Source organism: Janthinobacterium saanense, from assembly GCF_014200675.1.
GTDB lineage: Bacteria > Pseudomonadota > Gammaproteobacteria > Burkholderiales > Burkholderiaceae_D > Janthinobacterium.
This window is the reverse complement of record NZ_JACHCI010000015.1, coordinates 133,550-154,158: the sequence shown is the minus strand read 5'-3', so window position 1 is coordinate 154,158 and position 20,609 is coordinate 133,550. Positions and strand designations below refer to the sequence as shown.

18 protein-coding genes are annotated in these 20,609 nt (G+C 60.7%); 9 read left to right on the top strand and 9 right to left on the bottom strand.

Annotated features, from left to right (window positions below; all coding sequences use genetic code 11):
* Positions 1 to 63 precede the first annotated feature (63 nt).
* A complete protein-coding gene (locus HDE72_RS19525; RefSeq protein ID WP_183744098.1) occupies positions 64 to 3,162 on the bottom strand; it encodes an efflux RND transporter permease subunit in 3,099 nt (1,032 codons plus the stop codon).
* A complete protein-coding gene (locus HDE72_RS19520) occupies positions 3,159 to 4,331 on the bottom strand; it encodes an efflux RND transporter periplasmic adaptor subunit (RefSeq protein ID WP_260176807.1) in 1,173 nt (390 codons plus the stop codon). The genes HDE72_RS19525 and HDE72_RS19520 overlap by 4 nt, the downstream gene beginning before the upstream one ends.
* 273 nt (positions 4,332 to 4,604) lie before the next feature.
* Between HDE72_RS19520 and hpnC the strand changes: the two genes are divergently transcribed.
* The 5 genes from hpnC (at position 4,605) to HDE72_RS19495 (ending at position 9,476) form a co-directional block, all read left to right on the top strand.
* Positions 4,605 to 5,477: a squalene synthase HpnC gene (gene hpnC, locus HDE72_RS19515; protein WP_183744095.1), complete on the top strand. Its 873-nt coding sequence runs from the start codon at positions 4,605 to 4,607 to the stop codon at positions 5,475 to 5,477.
* Between the two features lie 46 nt (positions 5,478 to 5,523).
* Entirely contained in the window at positions 5,524 to 6,357 is an 834-nt protein-coding gene (gene hpnD / locus HDE72_RS19510) for a presqualene diphosphate synthase HpnD (protein WP_183744092.1), read from the top strand.
* A gap of 16 nt (positions 6,358 to 6,373) precedes the next feature.
* Positions 6,374 to 7,720, top strand: coding sequence for a hydroxysqualene dehydroxylase HpnE (hpnE, locus tag HDE72_RS19505; protein WP_311735256.1), 1,347 nt, complete (start codon positions 6,374 to 6,376; stop codon positions 7,718 to 7,720).
* A gap of 155 nt (positions 7,721 to 7,875) precedes the next feature.
* Entirely contained in the window at positions 7,876 to 8,649 is a 774-nt protein-coding gene (locus HDE72_RS19500; protein ID WP_183744084.1) for a DUF1700 domain-containing protein, read from the top strand.
* A gap of 20 nt (positions 8,650 to 8,669) precedes the next feature.
* Complete coding sequence (locus tag HDE72_RS19495) at positions 8,670 to 9,476, top strand: head GIN domain-containing protein (protein ID WP_183744081.1); 807 nt, start codon at positions 8,670 to 8,672, stop codon at positions 9,474 to 9,476.
* Positions 9,477 to 9,483: 7 nt separating this feature from the next.
* On the opposite strand, the gene HDE72_RS19490 is transcribed toward HDE72_RS19495, so the two are convergent.
* Entirely contained in the window at positions 9,484 to 10,725 is a 1,242-nt protein-coding gene (locus HDE72_RS19490) for a TIGR03862 family flavoprotein (RefSeq protein ID WP_183744077.1), read from the bottom strand.
* 167 nt (positions 10,726 to 10,892) lie between these two features.
* Between HDE72_RS19490 and HDE72_RS19485 the strand changes: the two genes are divergently transcribed.
* Positions 10,893 to 11,126 carry a hypothetical protein gene (locus tag HDE72_RS19485; protein WP_183744074.1) on the top strand — a complete coding sequence of 78 codons (234 nt, stop codon included), beginning with the start codon at positions 10,893 to 10,895 and terminating at the stop codon, positions 11,124 to 11,126.
* Positions 11,127 to 11,133: 7 nt separating this feature from the next.
* Here the strand turns inward: HDE72_RS19485 and moaD are convergent, their stop codons facing one another.
* The 3 genes from moaD to thrC are packed head-to-tail and all read right to left on the bottom strand — an operon-like array spanning position 11,134 to position 14,120.
* On the bottom strand, positions 11,134 to 11,391 hold the full coding sequence (gene moaD, locus HDE72_RS19480; RefSeq protein WP_183744071.1) for a molybdopterin converting factor subunit 1: 258 nt from the start codon (positions 11,389 to 11,391) through the stop codon (positions 11,134 to 11,136).
* A 9-nt stretch (positions 11,392 to 11,400) separates the two neighbouring features.
* A complete protein-coding gene (locus HDE72_RS19475; protein ID WP_260176812.1) occupies positions 11,401 to 12,624 on the bottom strand; it encodes a molybdopterin molybdotransferase MoeA in 1,224 nt (407 codons plus the stop codon).
* The gene (thrC, locus tag HDE72_RS19470; protein WP_183744068.1) at positions 12,624 to 14,120 is read right to left on the bottom strand and encodes a threonine synthase; all 1,497 of its coding nucleotides are present in this window, start codon (positions 14,118 to 14,120) and stop codon (positions 12,624 to 12,626) included. Before thrC ends, HDE72_RS19475 begins: the two co-directional genes overlap by 1 nt.
* 150 nt (positions 14,121 to 14,270) lie before the next feature.
* On the opposite strand from thrC, the gene HDE72_RS19465 reads away from it, so the two are divergent.
* Positions 14,271 to 15,011, top strand: coding sequence for an AAA family ATPase (locus HDE72_RS19465; protein ID WP_183744065.1), 741 nt, complete (start codon positions 14,271 to 14,273; stop codon positions 15,009 to 15,011).
* Positions 15,012 to 15,187: 176 nt separating this feature from the next.
* Here HDE72_RS19465 and HDE72_RS19460 read toward each other — a convergent pair whose 3' ends face one another.
* Genes HDE72_RS19460 through kbl form a run of 3 tightly spaced genes read right to left on the bottom strand, consistent with a single transcriptional unit; the run spans position 15,188 to position 18,864 of the window.
* Positions 15,188 to 16,588: an L-serine ammonia-lyase gene (locus HDE72_RS19460; RefSeq protein WP_183744062.1), complete on the bottom strand. Its 1,401-nt coding sequence runs from the start codon at positions 16,586 to 16,588 to the stop codon at positions 15,188 to 15,190.
* Positions 16,589 to 16,637: 49 nt separating this feature from the next.
* On the bottom strand, positions 16,638 to 17,603 hold the full coding sequence (locus HDE72_RS19455) for an NAD-dependent epimerase/dehydratase family protein (protein WP_183744059.1): 966 nt from the start codon (positions 17,601 to 17,603) through the stop codon (positions 16,638 to 16,640).
* Between the two features lie 34 nt (positions 17,604 to 17,637).
* The gene (gene kbl, locus HDE72_RS19450) at positions 17,638 to 18,864 is read right to left on the bottom strand and encodes a glycine C-acetyltransferase (protein ID WP_183744056.1); all 1,227 of its coding nucleotides are present in this window, start codon (positions 18,862 to 18,864) and stop codon (positions 17,638 to 17,640) included.
* A gap of 253 nt (positions 18,865 to 19,117) precedes the next feature.
* Here kbl and HDE72_RS19445 point away from each other — a divergent pair, with 253 nt between their 5' ends.
* Both HDE72_RS19445 and HDE72_RS19440 read left to right on the top strand, forming a co-directional pair.
* Positions 19,118 to 19,693, top strand: coding sequence for a helix-turn-helix domain-containing protein (locus HDE72_RS19445; protein ID WP_183679018.1), 576 nt, complete (start codon positions 19,118 to 19,120; stop codon positions 19,691 to 19,693).
* Between the two features lie 256 nt (positions 19,694 to 19,949).
* Positions 19,950 to 20,591: a hypothetical protein gene (locus HDE72_RS19440; RefSeq protein WP_183744054.1), complete on the top strand. Its 642-nt coding sequence runs from the start codon at positions 19,950 to 19,952 to the stop codon at positions 20,589 to 20,591.
* Positions 20,592 to 20,609 lie beyond the last annotated feature (18 nt).

Here is a 20,609-nt window from a genome sequence, read left to right as displayed (position 1 = left end):
GTCTCCCCAGAAAACCGAGCGCGACAACAGCATCATGGCCAGCGCGGCTCGGCCTGGCGCTATCTACGCCGCACCCTTGCCCAGCGCCACCGGCTTTTTCACCCTGAACCAGGCCGCATACAAGGCCGGCAGGAATAACAAGGTCAGCGCCGTTGCCAATATCAGACCGCCCATGATGGCCACGGCCATCGGACCCCAGAAAACCGAACGCGACAGCGGTATCATCGCCAGCGCCGCTGCGGCAGCCGTCAGCACGATGGGGCGGCAACGGCGTACGGCCGAATCGATGATGGCGTCCCATGGCGCCGAGCCATCCTTGATGTCTTGCTCGATCTGGTCGATCAGGATCACCGAGTTGCGGATGATCATGCCGAACAGCGCGATGATGCCCAGGTTGGCCACGAAGCCCAACGGACGGTGCAGCAGCAGCAAGGCAAACGCCGCGCCTGCCACGCCCAGCGGCCCCGTCAGGAACACCAGCATGGCACGCGAGAAACTTTGCAATTGCAGCATCAGCAAGGTAAAGATAATGAAGATTGCCAGCGGCAAGTTGGCTGCAATCGACGCTTCCGCCTTGCCACTGTCGGCCTCCACGCCTTTCAGGATGATGTGATAGCCCGCTGGCAACTTGCTGCGCAAGGCATCCATCTGGGGTTTCAGCTGCGTCGAGACGGTCGCGCCCTGTATGCCATCGATCACATCCGATTGCACGGTAATCGCCCAGGCACGGCGGTCGCGCCAGACCACGCCCGGCTCCCACACAAAATGCACGCGGGCAATTTGCGAGATCGGCACCGACTTGCCCGTGGAAGTGGGGATATTCGTGTCGTACAGCACGGAAATCGTGGCCCGCTCTTCCAGGGGCTGGCGCACCTGGATATCGATCAGCTTATTGTCTTCGCGGAATTGGCCAATCACCGTGCCCGACAGGATGGTATTGGCCGCCTGCATCACCGTTTTCGAGGTAATCCCCAGGGCGCGCATCTTGTCCTGGTCCAGGTCCAGGCGCAAGACTTTCACCGATTCATTCCAGTTATCGTTGACGCCCACGGTATTCGGGTTGCCACGCATGGTCTCCTTGACCTGGTCGGCAATTGTCCGCACTTGCGCCACGTCCGTCCCCGTCACGCGAAACTGCACGGGATAGGGCACGGGTGGACCATTTGGCAAAAGCTTGACCCTGCCCCGTACTTCCGGGAAATCCTGCTTGAAGACGTCGACGATTTTGTGGCGCAGGATTTCACGCTGGGCCAGGCTTTTCGGCAAGACTACGATTTGCGAGACGTTGGTCTGCGGGAAGATCTGATCGAGCGGCAAGTAGAAACGGGGGCTGCCCGTGCCCACATAGCTGGTCACGCTTTCCACGCCATCGAGCTTGCTGACAAACGCTTCAAACTTTTTCACTTGCGCTTCATTGGCGGCAAAGGTCGTGCCCTCGGGCGACCACATTTCCACCATCAGTTCCGGCCGGCTGGAATCGGGGAAGAATTGCTTCTCGATAAAATTAAAACCATAAATGCCCATTGCAAAGATGACCAGGGTGGCGGCGATCGTCGTCTTGCGCCATTCCACGCACCAGGTGACGGCGCGGCGAAAACGGCGGAAGTTGGGCGTATCGAACAACTCATGGTCATTATTCGCATGCGGCTTGACCTTCAGCAGCACGTAACCGATATACGGCGTGAAGATCACGGCCACCAGCCAGGAAATGATCAGCGCCAGCGCATTGACGGAAAACAGCGAAAACGTATATTCGCCGGCCGTCGACTTGGCCAGGCCAATGGGCAGAAAGCCCGCCACCGTGATCAAGGTGCCTGTCAGCATGGGCATGGCGGTCGAAGTGTAGGCAAACGTGGCGGCGTCGAAACGGGAAAAGCCCTCTTCCATCTTGCGCACCATCATTTCGACGGCGATGATGGCGTCATCGACCAGCAAGCCCAAGGCAATAATCAAGGCACCCAGGGAAATCTTGTGCAAATCGATATCGAGCATATGCATGCACAGGAAAGTGACGGCCAGCACCAGCGGTATCGTCAGGGCCACCACCAGGCCAGGACGCACATCGATGCGCAGCGGCTTGGTGTGCAAGCCCAGCGCCACGAAACTGACGGCCAGCACGATCAAAATCGCTTCGATCAGGGTATGCACGAATTCGCCCACCGAGGCCGACACGGCTTCCGGCTGGTTCGATACGCGCTGCAGTTCTATGCCGACCGGCAACTGGCTCTTCATATGCGCCATGGTGGCCTGCAAGGCCTTGCCCATTTCGATGATATTGCCGCCCTTTTCCATCGACACGCCCAAGCCGATCACTTCCTTGCCATTGAAACGCATCTTGTCCTTGGGCGGATCGGTGAATTCGCGCTTGACGGTGGCGAAGTCACCCAGGCGGAAGGTCGTGCCGTTGGCACGCAGTTCCATGTTTTCCAAGTCTTGCACCTTGACCATGGCGCCCGTCACCCGCACTTGCAGATTGTCCGTCGGCGTGACCAGCACGCCGGTGGAATTGATGGTGTTTTGCGCGCTCAGCTGCTGCACGATGGCTTCGAACGGGATGCCCAGCTGGGCAAACTTCTTGTGTGAAAAGACGATATTGATTTTTTCATCTTGCACGCCGAACAGCGCCACCTTGGACACTTGCGCTACGGACAACAGCTCTTGCCGCACCCGGTCCGCATAATCCTTCATTTCCGCATAGCTGAAACCGTCGCCCGACAAGGCGAAGATGGAACCATAGGTATCGCCAAATTCATCATTGAAGAAGGGGCCGACCACGCCAGCGGGCAAAGTGCCCTGGATGTCGCCTATCTTCTTGCGCACCTGGTACCAGGCGGCAGCGGTTTCTTTCGGCGGCGCCGATTCGCGCAATTGCAGCAGGATCAAGGTTTCACCAGGCTTGGAATAGCTGGTGATGTCATTGATGTAGGGCGTTTCCTGCAGTTTTTGCTCCAGCTTGTCGGTTACCTGATCGGCCATCTGCAGCGCCGTGGCGCCTGGCCAGTACGCTTGCAAGACCATCGCGCGGAAAGTAAATGGCGGATCTTCATCCTGGCCCAGGTTGGCATAACTGAGCATGCCGCCTATCAACAGCACGGCCATCAGGTAGCGCGTCAGCGGTATATGTTCGAGCGCCCAGCGCGACAGATTGAAACCGCCCTTCATTTGGCCACTCCAGCACCCGCCGGGGCTGCGGACCCCGCCATCGGCGCCAGGCCCGTACCGAGGATGCTGACTTTCTGCCCAGGTTTCAGCACATTGGCGCCCGCCGTCACCACGGTCTGGCCCGCCTTCACGCCCGAGCTCAGCAATAAATCATTGCCCGCCACGCCGCCCACCGTCACGGCCACGCGCTGCACGGCGCCGTTTTCCACTACCCAGACCGAGCTTTGCGATTTTTCATTGAACAAGGCCGTCAGCGGCACCCTGATTTGCGGCATCGCCGTCTGCGAAGCAAACTGGACCACCGCCGTCATGCCCAGGCGCGCCTGCGGCAAGTCCGGTATCGTGACCTTGGCTTGATAAGTACGCGTGGCGGGATCAGCGACCGGTGAAATTTCACGGATCTTGCCTGCCAGCGCCTGGCTCGGGTCGGCCCACAGACGCACCACCACATCTTTTACGCCACGCATGGTTTCCACCTTGTCTTCCGGCAAACCGATGGCGATTTCCTTGTCGCCGCTCCTGGCCACTTGCACCACGGGCGTGCCGGCCGCCACCACCTGCCCTGCTTCCGCATCGATGCGCGTCACCACGCCATCGACATCGGCCAGCAAGCTGGCATAGCCGGACTGGTTGGCCTGGCCGCGATAAGCAGCCTGGGCTGCATCCACATTCGACTGGGCCGCCTTGTAAGTCGCATCCTTGCTGTCAAGCACGGTCTGGCTGACGAAGTTTTTGTCGCGCAAGTCCTGATAACGCTTCAGTTCGGCACGCGCCAGGTCGCGGTTGGTTTCTGCACTGGCCAGCGAGGCCTTGGCTTGCGCCTGCGACAATTGCAAATCCTGTGGGTCCAGCTGCATCAGCACCTGGCCGCGCTTGACCACCGTGCCCACATCGACCTTGCGCGCCACGATCTTGCCGCCCACGCGAAAACCCAGTTGCGACACCACGCGGGGTACCACCTCGCCTGCGAACTCGGCGTTGACATCGACATTGCTACTCGATAAGACGATTGCCCGCACGGGGCGCACCTCGTCGACTTTCGGGGCTGGTTTGGAACAGGCGGACAGGGTGACGGCCAAGGCAAGCGCCAGTGCACCGCTGGCCATGGGGCGCAGGGCAAAAAATACGGGCGCGCCAGTCTCAGGGCGCAGGGTTTTCAGGGCAAACAAGGTAATTTCCTTTACTATGCGGGCTGTAGATTTTTTATGTCAGGAAACTTTTTGCTTGCCGGATGGGTAGCGCCAAACTTTTCCTTACTGATTATCTTAAATTTGTGACAATATCCGTCTGCGCATTCCGGCTGGCAGCAATACGCTGCCTACCTTAATGACTCGTCGGTTATTAATTATAATCGTGCGCAAAAAAATTTAGTGACTTTTGCGTCATTAATTTCGTCCTTTGTCGCCGAATTAAAAAAATTGCAATACTAAACAAGTGTGTTCATGCCTGTAGACCATTACGAAAATTTCCCTGTCGCTTCTTTCCTCTTGCCGCGCCGGCTGGTGCCTGCCGTCGAAGCCATCTATGCCTTCGCCCGCAGCGCGGACGACCTGGCCGATGAAGGCGACGCCACGCCGGCCGAACGGCTGGCCGCCCTACAAGCCTATGCCAGGGAACTGGGCCGCATACAAATGCAGGAGAGCAGCGACGACCCGATGTTTGCGCGCCTGGCCAAGGTCATCGCGAAATTCGACTTGCCGATGAAACCGTTTCATGACTTGCTGTCGGCCTTCCAGCAAGATGTGGAAACCACGCGCTACGCCACCCACGACGACGTGATGGACTATTGCGCCCGCTCCGCCAACCCGGTCGGCTTGCTGATGCTGCATCTGTACCAGGCCGTTGACGAAGAGAATGTACGCGATTCGAATGCCATATGCTCAGCTTTACAACTAATTAATTTCTTGCAAGATGTCGCCATCGACCAGCAGAAAGAGCGCATCTACCTGCCGATGGAAGATTTCACGCGCTTTGCCGTCTCGCCGGCCGCGTTTGAACGGGCCGAATCGCATGGCAAGTGGAGCGCCTTGATGCGTTTTGAAGTGGCGCGCGCACGCGAGTTGATGCTCAGTGGCGCGCCGCTGGCCCTGCGCTTGCGCGGCCGCATCGGCTGGGAACTGCGGCTGGTGGTGCAAGGCGGCTTGCACATCCTCGAATCCATCGAAGCAGTCAATTACGACGTCTTCCGGCGCCGTCCCAAGCTCAGCAAACGCGACTGGCTGACCATTTTCTGGCGCGCCGTGCGCATGTCGAAAAAACGCTTGCTGCCGGTTGCACAAGTAAAACCGCGTTTTCCTCCTACACCCACAGTGTAAGACGATAGAATAGCGGCTTCGATCTGTCACCCTTGCTTTTTTGCCTATGTCTCCTGACGAATACTGCCAACAAAAAGCCGCCCAGAGCGGCTCCAGCTTTTACTACAGCTTCCTGTTCCTGCCCGCCGAGCGCCGCAAGGCGATCACGGCCCTGTACGCGTTTTGCCGCGAGGTGGACGACACGGTCGATGACTGCGTGGACGAAGCCGTGGCACGCACCAAGCTGGTCTGGTGGCGCAAGGAAGTCAAGACCATGTACGAGGGCAATCCCACGCATCCCGTGATGCGCGCGCTGCAACCGCATCTGGACGTGTACAAGCTGGAAGAAAAACATTTGCAAGCCATCATCGACGGCATGGAAATGGATTTGAACCAGACTCGCTACCTCGACTACCAGGCCATGAGCCGCTATTGCTGGCATGTCGCCAGCGTGGTGGGTATCTTGTCGGCCAGCATCTTCGGCGCGACCCGCCCGGAAACTTTGCAATACGCAGAGAAACTGGGACATGCCTTCCAGCTGACCAACATCATCCGCGACGTGGGCGAAGATGCGCGCAAGGGGCGCATCTATCTGCCGATCAGCGAGTTGCAGCAGTTCAATGTGACGGCGGCCGACCTGCTGAACGCCCGCCACAACGAAAACTTTGAAAACCTGATGCGCTTCCAGGTGGCGCGTGCGCAAAAAGCCTATGACGAGGCGTTCGCCCTGCTGCCCAAGGAAGACCGCCGCGCCCAGCGCCCCGGCCTGATCATGGCTGCCATCTACCGCACTTTGCTGGAAGAAGTCGAGCGCGATGGCTACCACGTACTCAAGCAGCGCATCTCCCTGACCCCGATCCGCAAACTGTGGCTGGCCTGGAAGACCTGGATTAGTGGCTAAACCCTTGGCTAAATCCGTGTCTGCGCAACGCTATGCCGTGATCGGCGGCGGCTGGGCCGGTTGCGCCTCTGCCATGGAACTGGTCCGCGCCGGCCATGCCGTCACGCTGTTCGAGGCCGCGCGCACCCTCGGTGGACGGGCGCGCAAGGTTGAACGCGAAGGCCTGGTACTCGACAACGGCCAGCACATCTTGCTGGGCGCCTACACGGAAACCTTGCGCCTGCTCAAGCTGGCGGGGCAAGATCCGCGCGCGCTGATCCTGAACCTGCCGCTGCAGATGCGCTACCCGCCAAACTCTGGCGGTATGGATTTTATCGCCCCGCGCTGGCCTGCGCCGCTGCACCTGGCCTGGGCCTTGCTGCGGACCAAGGGTTTGCAGCGGGCCGACAAGCTGTCGCTGATGCGCTTTTCCAGCGCCATGCGCTGGATGGGCTGGCAACTCTACAACGATTGTTCGGTCAGCGAATTGCTGGAGCGCTTCGACCAGACCGGGCGCCTGATCAAGCTGATGTGGCGTCCGCTGTGCCTGGCGGCATTGAACACGCCGCCCGAACGCGCTTCGGCCCGGGTCTTTATCAATGTGCTGCGCGACAGCCTGGGCGCCAGCAAACGCAGCGCCTCGGACATGCTGTTGCCGAAAACTGATTTATCGTCGCTGTTCCCCGACGCCGCCGCCCGCTATGTCGCGCAGCATGGCGGCGCGGTGCACACGGGTGTAAAAGTCGATGCTTTGATCCCGCTGCCGGACGGCCGCTGGCAAATCAACGGCGACGACACCTATGACGGCGCCGTCATCGCCACTTCTTCAGCCCAGGCAGCCACCCTGCTGCAAGGCTTGCAAGATGAACGCAGCAGCGCCGTCATCGAACAATTGCAAGCCTTCACGCCGGAAGCGATCAGCACCTGCTATCTGCAATACGACCCCAGCGTACGCCTGGACTTGCCGTTTTACGCCCTGGCCGATGCCCCAGAAATTGGGCACTGGGGCCAGTTCGTATTCGACCGGGGCCAGCTCGATACCAGCCAGCCCGGTTTGCTGGCGGTCGTCGTCAGCGCATCCAGCCAGGCGGCAGAGCAAGGCCATGCGACGCTGGCGCAAGCCATCGCAGATCAACTGGCGCAAGTGCTGGCTCAGGCTGCGCTGGCCCAGCCGCTATGGACCCAGGTCATCACCGAAAAACGCGCCACCTTCGCCTGCACGCCCAACTTGCAGCGCCCGGGCAATGCCAGCGGCATCGATGGACTGCTGATCGCTGGCGACTATACGGCCAGCGAAGATAGCGCCCATGACTACCCGGCCACCATCGAAGCGGCCGTACGCAGCGGCGTGCAGGCAGCCGCGCAGCTCAGCCGACAAAAGTAGACTTGACAGTGCATCCTGCCCTGGCGCCGCTGACCCCATCAAAATTGCAGTCTGTCGCACTATGCTGGTGCATGCCGGGCCGTTTGGGTACAGTCCGAGCATAGGTTAAACACAGGCTCCAAGCACACAGGGCAAGCTGAAGCTAAGCTAAATATATGAATAATTATCTCGACAAACTGCGCCAGGCACTGGCTGGATTACCGCCCGACCTGATCGCCAAGACGATGGCGTACTACGAACAGACCTTCAACGAAGGCCTGGCCGCCGGCCGCAGCGAGCAGGAAATCGCCGATGAACTGGGCGACCCGAAAAAGATCGCCATGACCTTGCGCAGCAACACCCGGCGCCGGGCGTTCGAACAAAAGAAAAACCCCGTCAACCTGCTGCGCCTGCTGGTGTCGCTAGTCGGCCTGGCTATCTTCAATCTGTTCATGGTGGTGCCCGCCGCCGTCTACGCAGCCTTGCTGGCCACCTTGTACGCGCTGGGACTGAGCTTTTACCTGGCTGGCATCGCCATTACCGCCAGCGGCTTGTCCGGCGCCAACGAACTGGTGCTAGACGGCCCCTTGCGCCATATCATCATCCAGGACGATGGCGATGCGCCGCGCGAAACGCGCATCGTCATCGGCGATACAGGCATCCGCGTCTACAAGTCACCGGACCGCGACGACCAGTCCACTGGCGACAATGGCGGCGAGCCGCAGTCTTCCTCACGCGTGGTGGAGCAGGCGGAAGTGCTGGCCGGCGGCGGCATCCGCATCTCGACAGACCTGGACCGCGACGCGCGCACCACGCAAACCGTGATCGGCATGGCCATCGTGGTGGGCGGCATCATCTTGTTCCTGCTCAGCCTGGTAGTCACGCGCTATACCCTGATCGGCATCCGGCGCTATATCGCGATGAATATTTCCCTGCTCAAGGGTCACTGAGGGCCACTGAGGAAACCACCATGAAACAATTACTCAAAGTCGGCCTCTCCATGTTTTTGCTGGCCCTGGTCCTGATCGCCATGTCCTATGCTGCCCTGCGCGCCAAGGGCATCAGCAGCCCCAGCAGCGCAGCCGGCCGCGCCGTGCGCAGCGATACGCGGCCCATTCCCGCCAGCATTACCAGCATCGACCTGGCCGGCCCCATCGACCTGACCCTGCGCCGCGGCGCCACGCCCTCGCTGAAAGTCAGCGGCGAACAGCGTTTGCTGGCCAATGTGGACACCACCGTCGACGGCGCCACCCTGCATATCGGCCCCAAGGGCATGCTGTTCCACCATCGCCAGCCGCTGCAGGTGGAAATCGTGCTGCCCAATCTTACCCAACTGGAAGTACACGGCAACGGCAATAGCAAGATCACGGGATTTTCGGGCGACAGTTTCAGCCTGGAACTGGCCGGCTCGGGCGACATCAGCTTCACCGGTCGCTACAAGCAGATCAACGCCACCGTCAACGGCAGCGGCAACCTCGACATCAATGGCGGCAATAGCGACAGCGTGACCCTGGAAATGGTGGGATCAGGACGCATCGTCGCCAGCGGCAACACCAAACTCCTGCGCGCCGACCTCAGCGGTTCAGGCGACATCGACGCCGAACACCTGCCTGCCGACAAGGCCAACGTCAGCCTGCAAGGCTCGGGCCAAAGCACCGTCTTCATCCGCAACGACGCCACCCTGAATTTGCGCGGCAGCGGCGACATCCACGTACACGGCAACCCGCGCGGGCGCGAGTCGCAGCATTCGGGCTCGGGGGAGATCGTCTGGCACTAATAATTCTTTAAGCGTCAGCCGCCAGCCAAGCCACCGCCTGCTCCCCCGCCGCCTTGCCACCAGCCAGGCAGGCGGTCAGCAAATAGCCGCCGGTGGGCGCTTCCCAGTCCAGCATTTCGCCGGCCACAAACACACCGGGCATGGCGGTCAGCATGCTGCCGTCCAGGCTTTCGAAGGCCACGCCGCCGGCGCTGCTGATCGCTTCGTCGATGGGACGCGGACGCTTGAGCGTCACGGGCAGCAGCTTGATGGCGCGCGCCAGTCTGGCTTCGTCGGCAAAGTCTGCCGCGCTCAGGCATTCGCGCAGCAAGCCTGATTTCACGCCCTTGATGCCGAGCCGGCTTTGCAGATGGCTGGACATGGAACGCGCGCCGCGCGGGCGCGTCACTTCATCGTAGACACGCTCGGCGCTGAAGTCCGGCGTTAAATCGAGCCAGATGGTGGTGCTGCCCTCTTGCGCGATCTGCTCGCGCAAAGCCGCCGACAGCGCATAAATCAGGCTGCCTTCCACGCCACCGGCCGTGACCACGAACTGGCCCTGGCGGCGCGATAACACCCCGTCCGCATCGCGCGCCGTAATCGCCACTGTCGTCAACGGTTCGCCTGCATAACGGCTGCTGAAGAAGGTGCTCCAGTCCACATCGAAGCCGCAATTGGCCGGCGCCAGGGGCGCCACCGCCACGCCCTGCCCTTGCAGCAGCGGCACCCAGGCGCCGCTTGAGCCCAGGCGCGCCCAGCTACCGCCACCGAGCGCCAGGATCACGGCGTCAAAAGCCAGCTGCCGCTCGCCATCGGGCGTGGCAAATACCAGTTGGCCATCGCGCCAGCCCGTCCAGCGGTGGCGCATGTGAAATTGCACGCCCGCTTCACGCAAGCGGTGCAGCCAGGCGCGCAGCAGCGGCGCGGCCTTCATGTCAGTCGGGAAAACGCGGTTCGAAGAGCCGACAAAAGTCTCCACGCCCAGGCCATGCACCCAGTCGCGCACTTGCTGCGGGCCGAACTGGTCGAGCGCGGGACGCAAACGCTGTGACTGCTTGCCATAACGCGTGACGAACGCCTGATATTCTTCCGCATGCGTGATATTCATGCCGCCACGGCCGGCAAGCAGGAATTTGCGGCCGACCGACGGCATGGCGTCGAACAGTGCCACGCGTGCGCCAGCGGCAGCAGCCGTTTGCGCCGCCATCAGGCCGGCAGGGCCGCCACCGATAATGGCGATATGGGAAGTAACAGGGATGGGAGTAGACATGTCAGTACTGGCGCAACAGGATGGAAAACCCCGGCATTTTAGTCGAGATAAGGCGGGCCGATATTGTCAACGCCACAAATTAGTGCATACTGCGCTTTAAATACGGCAATAATCACTTAACAGGCAGCAGTTCAGGCAGCAGTTTCAGATACCGTCAGGAGAACAATATGGGTGCAGGATACTGGATTTCCCGCTATTTGCTGGCCAGCGGCATTTTATTCATCATTTTGGCCGTGGTCGAATACAGCAAGGGCGCGCCTACCCAGACCGACATTTTGAGCGCGCTGGCCTGGTCGCTGATCGCCTCGGCCATCTTCATCGGCTCCAAATACTGGCGCTACCGCAAAGCCGTGGCCTGCGCCATGTGCAGCGGCGACGCGCCCAAGGCCAAATCGCGCTGACCCTTGTTTAACCGCCCGTCACGGGCGGAAAAAACGCCACTTCATCGCCGTCAAAGACCGGCGTATCCGCATCGCACATGATCTGCTGATGCGCCATGCGCAGCGCGCGGCCAGGCGCCAGCGCGCTGGCCCAGCTGCCGCCACGTGCAATCAGCAAGCTTCTCACCTCGCCCACGGTGCGTACCGGCTCGGCCACTTCCAGCACTTCTTGCGCCGTGCCGACCAGCTCGCGCACGCTGGCAAAAAAACGCAGATTGATCTTCATGCAGCGTCCTTAATACAGCAATTCGTTAAACGGAATGAAGCGCAGCATGTCGCCGCGCGCGATCGACAGGCCCGGCGGACAATCGATCAAGCCATCGCCCCACACGGTGGACGTCAGCACGCCTGAACTCTGGTTGCCAAACAGCTCCAGCTCACCATCATCGTTGACCCTGGCGCGCAGGAACTCATTGCGGCGGTCTGCCTTCAGGCGCTCGAAATTGGCCGCCAGGCGATAGCTGCGCGGGACCACGCTGCCCGCCACGCCTTGCAGGCGCAAGATGAATGGCCGCACGAACAGCAAGAAGGTGACAAAGCTGGAGACAGGATTGCCCGGCAAGCCGACAAAGAAGGCATCGCCGACCTCGCCGAAGGCCAAAGGCTTACCCGGCTTGACGGCGATTTGCCACATGTTCAAGCGCCCTTCCGCTTCCACGGCCGGCTTGATATGGTCTTCCTCGCCGACGGACACGCCGCCCGAGGTGATGATCAAGTCATTGCCCTGGGCCGCCTGGCGCAGCACGGCGCGCGTCGCTTCCAGGCTGTCCGGCACGATGCCCAGGTCGGTGATCTCGCAACCGAGGTTTTCCAGCAGGCCGCGCAAGGTAAAGCGGTTGGAATTGTAGACGGCGCCCGGCGCCAAAGGCTGGCCCGGCATGGCCAGCTCGTCGCCCGTGAAAAACACCGCCACGCGCAGCTTGCGCAGCACGGGCAGCTGGGCCAGCCCGACCGAAGCGGCCAGGCCCATTTCCTGGCTGCGCAAACGCGTGCCCGGCGCCAGGATAGCGCCACCGGCGCGGATATCCTCGCCCTGGCGGCGTATCCACTCGCCCGCCACCGGCACGTGATTGACCGTCACCACATTGTCACTCAGCGTGCACTGCTCCTGCATCACCACTGCATCGGCGCCGTCAGGGATCAAGGCGCCCGTGAAGATGCGCGCCGCCGTCCCCGGCAACAAAGGCTGACCCACATGACCGGCGGCGATGCGCTGCGACACGGGCAAGCTGGCCGCGCCGCTGGCGCAATCGCTGGCGCGCACGGCATAACCATCCATCTGCGTGTTGTCGCGCTCGGGCACGTTCAGGGTCGATGTCTGACCAGTCGCCAGCACGCGGCCATTCGCCTGCAAAGTGTCCACGCTTTCCACTGCCGTTAGCGGACGCACCGCGTCCAGCATGAAGGCCAGCGCTTCGGCCACGGACAGCATCGGTTTGCGTTCTGCGGGAGCGCTCATCATAAGCCCGTATTTGCGCTGATGTAGGCTTTGATTTTTTCCACATCGGTGCCCATCACCACAAACTTTTGCGGCAGGTCTTCGATGTTTTCAAAACCGGCCGGGCGTTCCGCATCCACGCCCAGGGCGTCGAGGATGGTTTCATTGAACTTGGCTGCCAGTGCCGTTTCCAGCACGATCATCGGCACGTTAGGCTCCAGATGTTCGCGCGCCACCTTGATGCCGTCGGCCGTATGCGTATCGATGGTGATGCCGTAATCGTCGGCCACGTCGCGGATGGTGTCCAGACGGTCCTGGTGGGTGGACTTGCCCGACTTGAAGCCGTATTTGGCGACCAGCTTGAATTCGTCGCCATCGCTGCCAGGCTTGCCGGACAAGTCGAAGCCACCGTGCGTTTCCACTTTCTGGAACAGCGCTTTCACGCGCTGGCTGTCGCGGCCGACCAGGTCGTAGATGAAGCGCTCGAAGTTGGACGCTTTCGAGATATCCATCGACGGGCTGCTGGTGTGATAGGTTTCGCTGGACTTGCGCACGCGGTAGACGCCCGTGCGGAAAAACTCGTCGAGCACATCGTTTTCATTGGTGGCGGCCACCAGTTTCGAAATCGGCAAGCCCATCATGCGGGCGATATGGCCGGCGCAGATATTGCCGAAGTTACCCGATGGAACTGTGAACGATACTTTCTGGTCGTTGCTGCTGGTCGCCGCCAGGTAGCCGCGGAAGTAATACACCACCTGCGCCACCACTCTAGCCCAGTTGATGGAATTGACGGTGCCGATCTTTTGCTGCGCCTTGAAAGGCAAATCGTTGGACACGGCCTTGACCATGTCCTGGCAATCGTCGAACACGCCTTCGACGGCGATATTGACAATGTTCGGATCCTGCAGGCTGAACATCTGCGCCGTCTGGAAGGCGCTCATCTTCTTGTGCGGCGACAGCATGAAGACACGGATACCCTTCTTGCCGCGCATCGCGTATTCGGCCGCACTACCCGTATCGCCCGAGGTGGCGCCAAAGATATTGAGTTCGGCCTTGTGCTTGGCCAAGGTGTATTCAAACAGATTGCCCAGCAACTGCATCGCCATGTCCTTGAAGGCCAGGGTCGGGCCATTCGACAGCGCTTGCAGGATCAGGGTGGTCTGGCCACCCTTGACGACGTTTTGTTCCAGCACGCGCAGCGGCGTGATGTCGGCCGCGCTGTCGCCGGCGCGCGCATTCTTGTAGACAGCCTTGGTATAGGTTTTCGCCGTCAGCGCCTTCAAGTCCGCTGCCGGGATATCGGTAGCGAACTTCTTGAGTATCTCGTTTGCCAGGTCGGCATACGACAATTTGCGCCACGCATCGAGCTCGGCGCCGCTGACTTGCGGGTAGTGTTCAGGGAGGTACAGTCCGCCATCGGGGGCCAGGCCGCCCAGCAGGATATCTGAAAATTGATGCGCGGAAAATTGTTGCGGATTCGATGGCGCTGTATCAGCGCGGGTAGACACATATTGCATAAAATTGTAGGGTCCAGGTGAGCTGAGGGCGGTTATCATGAATGCAAACGAGCCAATATTATAGTGCGGGCGCACGCGCAAGGCGAATTTGCCCGCTGCGCCAGTATGCCATGGCACGCCGCCCAGCCAACAACGATGAATGGACCGCCCATGTCGCTCAGTAAAAAACCGTATCTGCAAAGCGCCGCCCTGCGCCCGGACGCCGTCGTCGACCTGGAAAACTACCCGTTTACGATACCGGCCATCCGCGATTTCGTGCAAATGGATTTCCACCCTGACGTGACGTTTTTTGTGGGGGAAAACGGCAGCGGCAAGTCGACCATGCTCGAAGCGCTGGCCGTGGCGCTGGGCTTTGGCAAGGATGGCGGCACACGCAACGTGCGCATCACCGAACAATCAGACCGCGAATCGGGCTTGCATGCGCACCTGCGCCTGAGTAAAAGCTATAAAAAACCCGACGACAGCTACTTCCTGCGCGCCGAAAGCTTTTTCAATGTCGCCACCTATATGGATACCATGCCCGCCTACCTGGGCAGCTACGGCGGCAAGTCGCTGCACGCGCAGTCGCACGGCGAAGCCTTCATGGCGACCTTGCTCAATAAACTGCAGGGAAAAGGCTTGTATCTGCTCGACGAGCCGGAGGCAGCCCTGTCGCCCAGCCGCCAGCTGGCCGCGCTATCGGTGATCCACCAGTTGGTGCAGGACGACTCGCAACTGATCATCGCCACCCATTCGCCGCTCTTGCTGGCCTACCCGAACGCCAAGATCCTGATGTTTACGGGCGCCGGCATCCACGAAGTGGCGTATGAAGACACGGAACACTATGCGGTGACGAAGGATTTCTTGAACAACTACCCCAGGAGGCTGGAGCAGTTGTTTGAAGAGGATTAATTTAATTAAAAATATTGCACTTATTTTGATCTTCCCGTAGTCCACGGAACGCCGCGGCGGCGCGAGAAACCGTAGCGAGCAAGCCCAATATCGTGTTGAGTAGCGCAGCCGTACTAAGGTACGGCGAGCAACGCCGACGCGAGAGTGGGCTGCGCAGTAGGTTTATCGCGTCGCCATCAGCAAGCGGCGTGGTTCACGGTGATAACGTGGACTGCCAGTCCCCCCAGCGACGTTTCCTTGTACTTGTCCTGCATGTCCGCGCCCGTCTGGCGCATGGTTTCGATCACTTCATCGAGGCTGACAAAGTGCGTGCCGTCGCCGTTCAGCGCCAGCGAGGCGGCGGTGATGGCTTTGACGGCGCCCATGCCGTTGCGCTCGATGCAGGGAATTTGCACCAGGCCGCCGATCGGGTCGCAGGTCATGCCCAGGTGGTGTTCGATGCCGATTTCGGCGGCGTTTTCAATTTGCTCATTCGTGCCGCCCAGGGCGGCCACCAGACCGGCAGCGGCCATGGCGCAGGCCACGCCCACTTCGCCCTGGCAGCCCACTTCGGCGCCCGAGATCGAAGCATTGCGCTTGCACAGCATGCCGATGGCGGCGGCCGTCAGCATGAAGCGGCGCACGCCGCCAACCGGATCGCTGGGGCGGCAATCCTGCGCGTAGTAGCGCAGCACGGCCGGGATGATGCCGGCAGCGCCATTGGTGGGCGCCGTCACCACGCGGCCACCGGCTGCGTTTTCTTCATTGACGGCCATCGCATACAGGCTGACCAGGTGCACGGCATCGTGTGGCAAGTCGTTGGCGCGGTTGTCCGACGCTTTCGCGTCCTGCGCCTGGCGCCACAGCTTGGCGGCGCGGCGCTTGACGTTCAAGCCGCCCGGCAGGTTGCCGGTCGTTTCCAGGCCATGCGCGATACAGTCGCGCATCACATGCCAGATACGGTCCAGGCCTTCATCGAGTTCGACGTCGCTGCGCTTGACGCGTTCATTTGCGCGCAGCATGTCAGGAATCGACAAGCCGCTCGCACGGCCGTGTTCCAGCAGCTGCTCCATCGTGTCAAACGGGAACACCACGCGCGCGCTGGCCGCCGATTCCACGGCAGCTTCGGCTTGCGCCTCGCCCGCTTCGCGGATAAAACCGCCGCCGATCGAGTAGTAAACTTTATCAATACGGCTGCCATCGCGCAGCTTCAGGGTAAAGCGCATGCCGTTCGGATGCTCGGGCAGCGATTCGCTCTTGAACCATACCAGGCCGGTGGCGGCCGTGAATGGCACGGCGTGCACGCCCAGCAGCGCGATTGAGCCTGCCGCCTCGATGGCGGCCAGCTTGCTGTCGACTTCATCGGGCGGCACGCCTTGCGGCGTTTCGCCCATCAAGCCCAGGATCACGGCCTTGTCGGTCGCGTGGCCCACGCCGGTCAGCGCCAGCGAGCCATACAGCGCCGCTTCCACGCCTACCACCTCATCCAATGGACCATATTCAACCAGAAAACGCCGCGCCGCCACCATCGGCCCCACCGTGTGGGAACTCGACGGCCCGATGCCGATTTTAAACAGGTCAAATACGCTCATGTCCATTGGTATGTCTCTTTATATTGATATATTTTTATGAATGCTTGTAGCTATTTCAGGCAGCTTGCACCGACTGGCCCGCGTCCACATTGGCCAGCATGTCGGTCACCATCTGCTCGACGCCGATCTGCGCCTTCCAGCCCCAGTCTGCGTGGGCACGGCTGTCGTCCAGGCTTTGCGGCCAGCTGTTGGCGATGGCCTGGCGGCTGTCCGGCTTGTAGCTGATCTTGAAGTCAGGGACCATGTGCACGATGGCCTTGGCCAGCTGCTCCGGGTTGAACGAGACACCGGCCACGTTGTAGGACGAGCGGATCTTGATCTGCGAGGCAGGAGCGTCCATCAATTCGATGGTGGCGCGGATCGCGTCTGGCATGTAGATCATCGGCAGGGTGGTGGTCGCGTCCAGGAAGCAGTCATAGCGTTCGCCGCGCAGGGCTGCGTGGAAGATCGCGATCGCGTAGTCGGTGGTGCCGCCGCCAGGAGGCGATTTGTAGCTGATGATGCCAGGGTAGCGGATGCTGCGCACGTCCACGCCATACTTGTTGAAGTAGTATTCGCACAGGCGCTCGCCGGCCAGCTTGCTGATGCCGTACATCGAGGTCGGGTCCATCACCGTCATTTGCGGCGTGTTTTCCTGTGGCGTGTTCGGGCCGAAGGCAGCGATCGACGATGGCCAGAAGATGCGCAGCGGCTTGCCGGCCACACCGCGCTCGCGCGCCAGTTCCAGGATATTGAGCAAGCCATCCATGTTCAGGCTCCAGGCCTTCAAAGGCGCCGCTTCACCGGTGGCCGACAGCATCGCCGCCAGCTGGTAGACCTGGGTGATGTTTTCATCGGCGACGATCTTCGCCAGGCCGTCCTTGTCCAGCACGTTCAACTGCGCGTAGCGCTTGGCCTGGTACAGATTGTTCGTGCCGATATCGCTGGCGATGACATTGTCCGCGCCATGCTGCAGCGCCAGCGCGCCGACCAATTCACTACCGATTTGGCCGTTCGCGCCTATCACTAAAATACGTTCCATGTTCTTCTCGTCCTGATTACTGTTTGGTTCAATATCAATTGGTGGTGGTTTCAGTCTTCAGCAGGCCCAGTTCCTTGCCAGCCTGTTCAAACGCAGCCAGCACCGTAACCAGCTGTTCGTGGGTATGGGCAGCCGACAGCTGCACGCGCACCCTGGCCTGGCCCATCGGCACGACCGGGTAGAAGAAGCCCGTCACCAGCACGCCCAGTTCATACAGGCGGGCGGCGAACTTCTGCGCCACCGGTGCATCAAACAGCATCACCGGCACCACCGGGTGGGTACCCGGCTTGATGGTGAAGCCGATGCGTTCGATTTCGCTGCGGAAGAAGGCCGTGTTTTCATGCAGGCGGTCACGCAGTTCCGTCGACTTGGCCAGGCGTTCCAGCACCGACAGCGAAGCGCCGGCGATCGATGGCGCCAGGGTGTTCGAGAACAGATAAGGACGCGATTTCTGGCGCAGGGTGTCGATGACTTCCTTGCGGGCCGAGGTAAAGCCACCCATGGCGCCGCCCAGGGCCTTGCCCAGGGTGCCCGTGATGATGTCGATGCGGCCCATCACATTGTGGTGTTCGTGCGTGCCGCGGCCGGTTGCGCCCATGAAGCCGGAAGCGTGGCATTCGTCGATCATCACCAGCGCGCCGTATTGGTCGGCCAGGTCGCAGATCTTGTCGAGTTGGGCGATGGTGCCGTCCATCGAGAACACGCCGTCGGTGACGATGACTTTATGGCGCTTGCCGGCAGCAATCGCTGCTTGCAGCTGCACTTCCAGGTCGGCCATGTCATTGTGCGCATAGCGGTAGCGGCCAGCCTTGCACAGGCGGATGCCGTCGATGATCGATGCGTGGTTCAGCGCGTCGGAAATGATGGCGTCGTTTTCATCAAACAGCGGTTCAAACACGCCGCCGTTGGCGTCAAAGGCCGCTGCGTACAGAATCGTGTCTTCGGTACCCAGGAAGCTGGAGATGGCTTGTTCCAGTTCCTTGTGCACGGTTTGCGTGCCGCAGATGAAGCGCACGGACGACAGGCCATAACCGTATTTTTCGGTAGCGGCGATGGACGCCTGCTGCGTTTGCAGGTCGCCGGACAGGCCCAGGTAATTGTTCGCACACATATTGATCAAGGTGCGGCCATCGTCGCACACCACTTCAGCGCCCTGGCGCGAGGCGATCACGCGCTCAGGCTTGTACAAGCCTTGCTGGCGCAGTTGATCGAGGTTCTGTTGCAGACCGCTGAAAAAGGTGTTCTTCGCTTGCTCGCTCATGTTGATCCTTTGATCTCTTTGATTTCAATATGCCGCTGTCGGCACGGTTGTATGCTGATATGGATTTAATTAAATTAATAATAGACAAAATGCAAAGGCCGGCGCTTGACCGGCCCTCGCTGTATGCTGTACCGTGAAGCGCTGTTCGAAGTCTACACGTTTCCGTGATTTTCTTCTGAATCCACTATTTCGAACTAAAATTCAATATAGTGGATATTACCCAAGCCTATTGAACTTTGCAAGCCAACTACCGATGAAAAACAGTGTTTCGACCAATTCTCCGCCCGAAGTAGGCGCCACCCTGCAAAGACTGCGCCTTGCGCGCGGCCTGACACTGGAGGATTTGTCGCGCATCGCCGGCGTATCAAAGTCCATGCTGTCGCAGATCGAGCGCGAAAAAGCCAATCCCACCATCGCCATCACCTGGCGTTTGGCCAACGCGCTGGGCGTGCAGATCGGCGAATTGCTGTCGAGCGCAGAAAAAGCCGTGGAAACCATCCGCGTCACGGACGCCCACGAAACCCCCACCCTGCCCGGCGACCACGCCGGCTACGTGCTGCGCATCCTGGGCCCGATGGAACTGGCCGGCAAATATGAATGGTATGAAGTGACCCTCGCGCCCGGCGGCGAACTGGCCTCCCAGCCCCACGACCCGGGCACCACCGAACACTTGACGGTGATTCACGGCAACCTGGAGCTGGAAGTGGGCGCGGCGAAGAAAAAGGTCAAGAATGGCGGCACGGCGCGCTATCCGGCCGATTTGCCGCATACGATACGTAATCTCGGGAAAACCGAGGGAAAAGCTTTACTGGTCGTCATACATAGATAGCAAACCCAGCAGCAAGGACAGGGGGCGGCCCCTGAAGGTCCGACCCAGGCACTTGAGTGGGTTAATAATCGCCACCAAAGTAGCTCATTCAGCAGTGCGCAATAAGCCTTTGCCCTCGTGCTAAGACTCCGGTCTGCAGCAAACGCCAGCCGGCATCGAAGCCTCGCCTGAAACCATCACGGCAGACAGCCTGCTCGCTTCCATCGATAGCGCGCTGGCTTTCAAGCCTGAAGAAATCTATCTGTATCCGCTGTATGTGCGCGAACAAACGGGCCTGGGCAAGGTGGCGCGCCGCCAGGGCGCCGCCACCCTCAACCCCATCATGCTTGCCCGCGATGGCGACAGCCGATTGGCCCTGTATGCGGCGGCGCGCGACCATTTGCGCGCCCGTGGCTATGAACAAGTCTCGATGCGCATGTTCCGCGCACCGCATGCGCCCGAACAGAACGGTCCATCCTACTGCTGCCAGAACGATGGCAGGATAGCAGCACGGCGCTGGCCCGCCCTGCGCGCCGCCCTGCCGGCACACATTTATCTGTGGCTGAATGCCTATGACCGGCGCGGCCCCGGCTATTACAGTGCAGAAGACCTGGCCTGGCTCGACGCCATCGATCCGTGGTTTGCCCTGAACCGCCGCCCCGTGCCTTCGCGCGGCAAGGCGTGCCTGGCCGGTGAATTATCGCTATCGGTCGATGGCGATGGCGAACTGGCGCGCTGCCATTTTATCCCCGAGCGCCTGGGCAATCTGTACACGGACGACCTGGCCGATATGCTGCAGGAACGCAGCTGCCCCCGCTTCAAGTGCGACTGCTATATCGGCTACGCACAGCGCAAGGACTTGCCCTTCCAGCGCGTGTTTGGCACGGGTGTACTGGCGCGCATCGCGCCAGAGCAATAAAAAAGCGCGGGCCAGTTG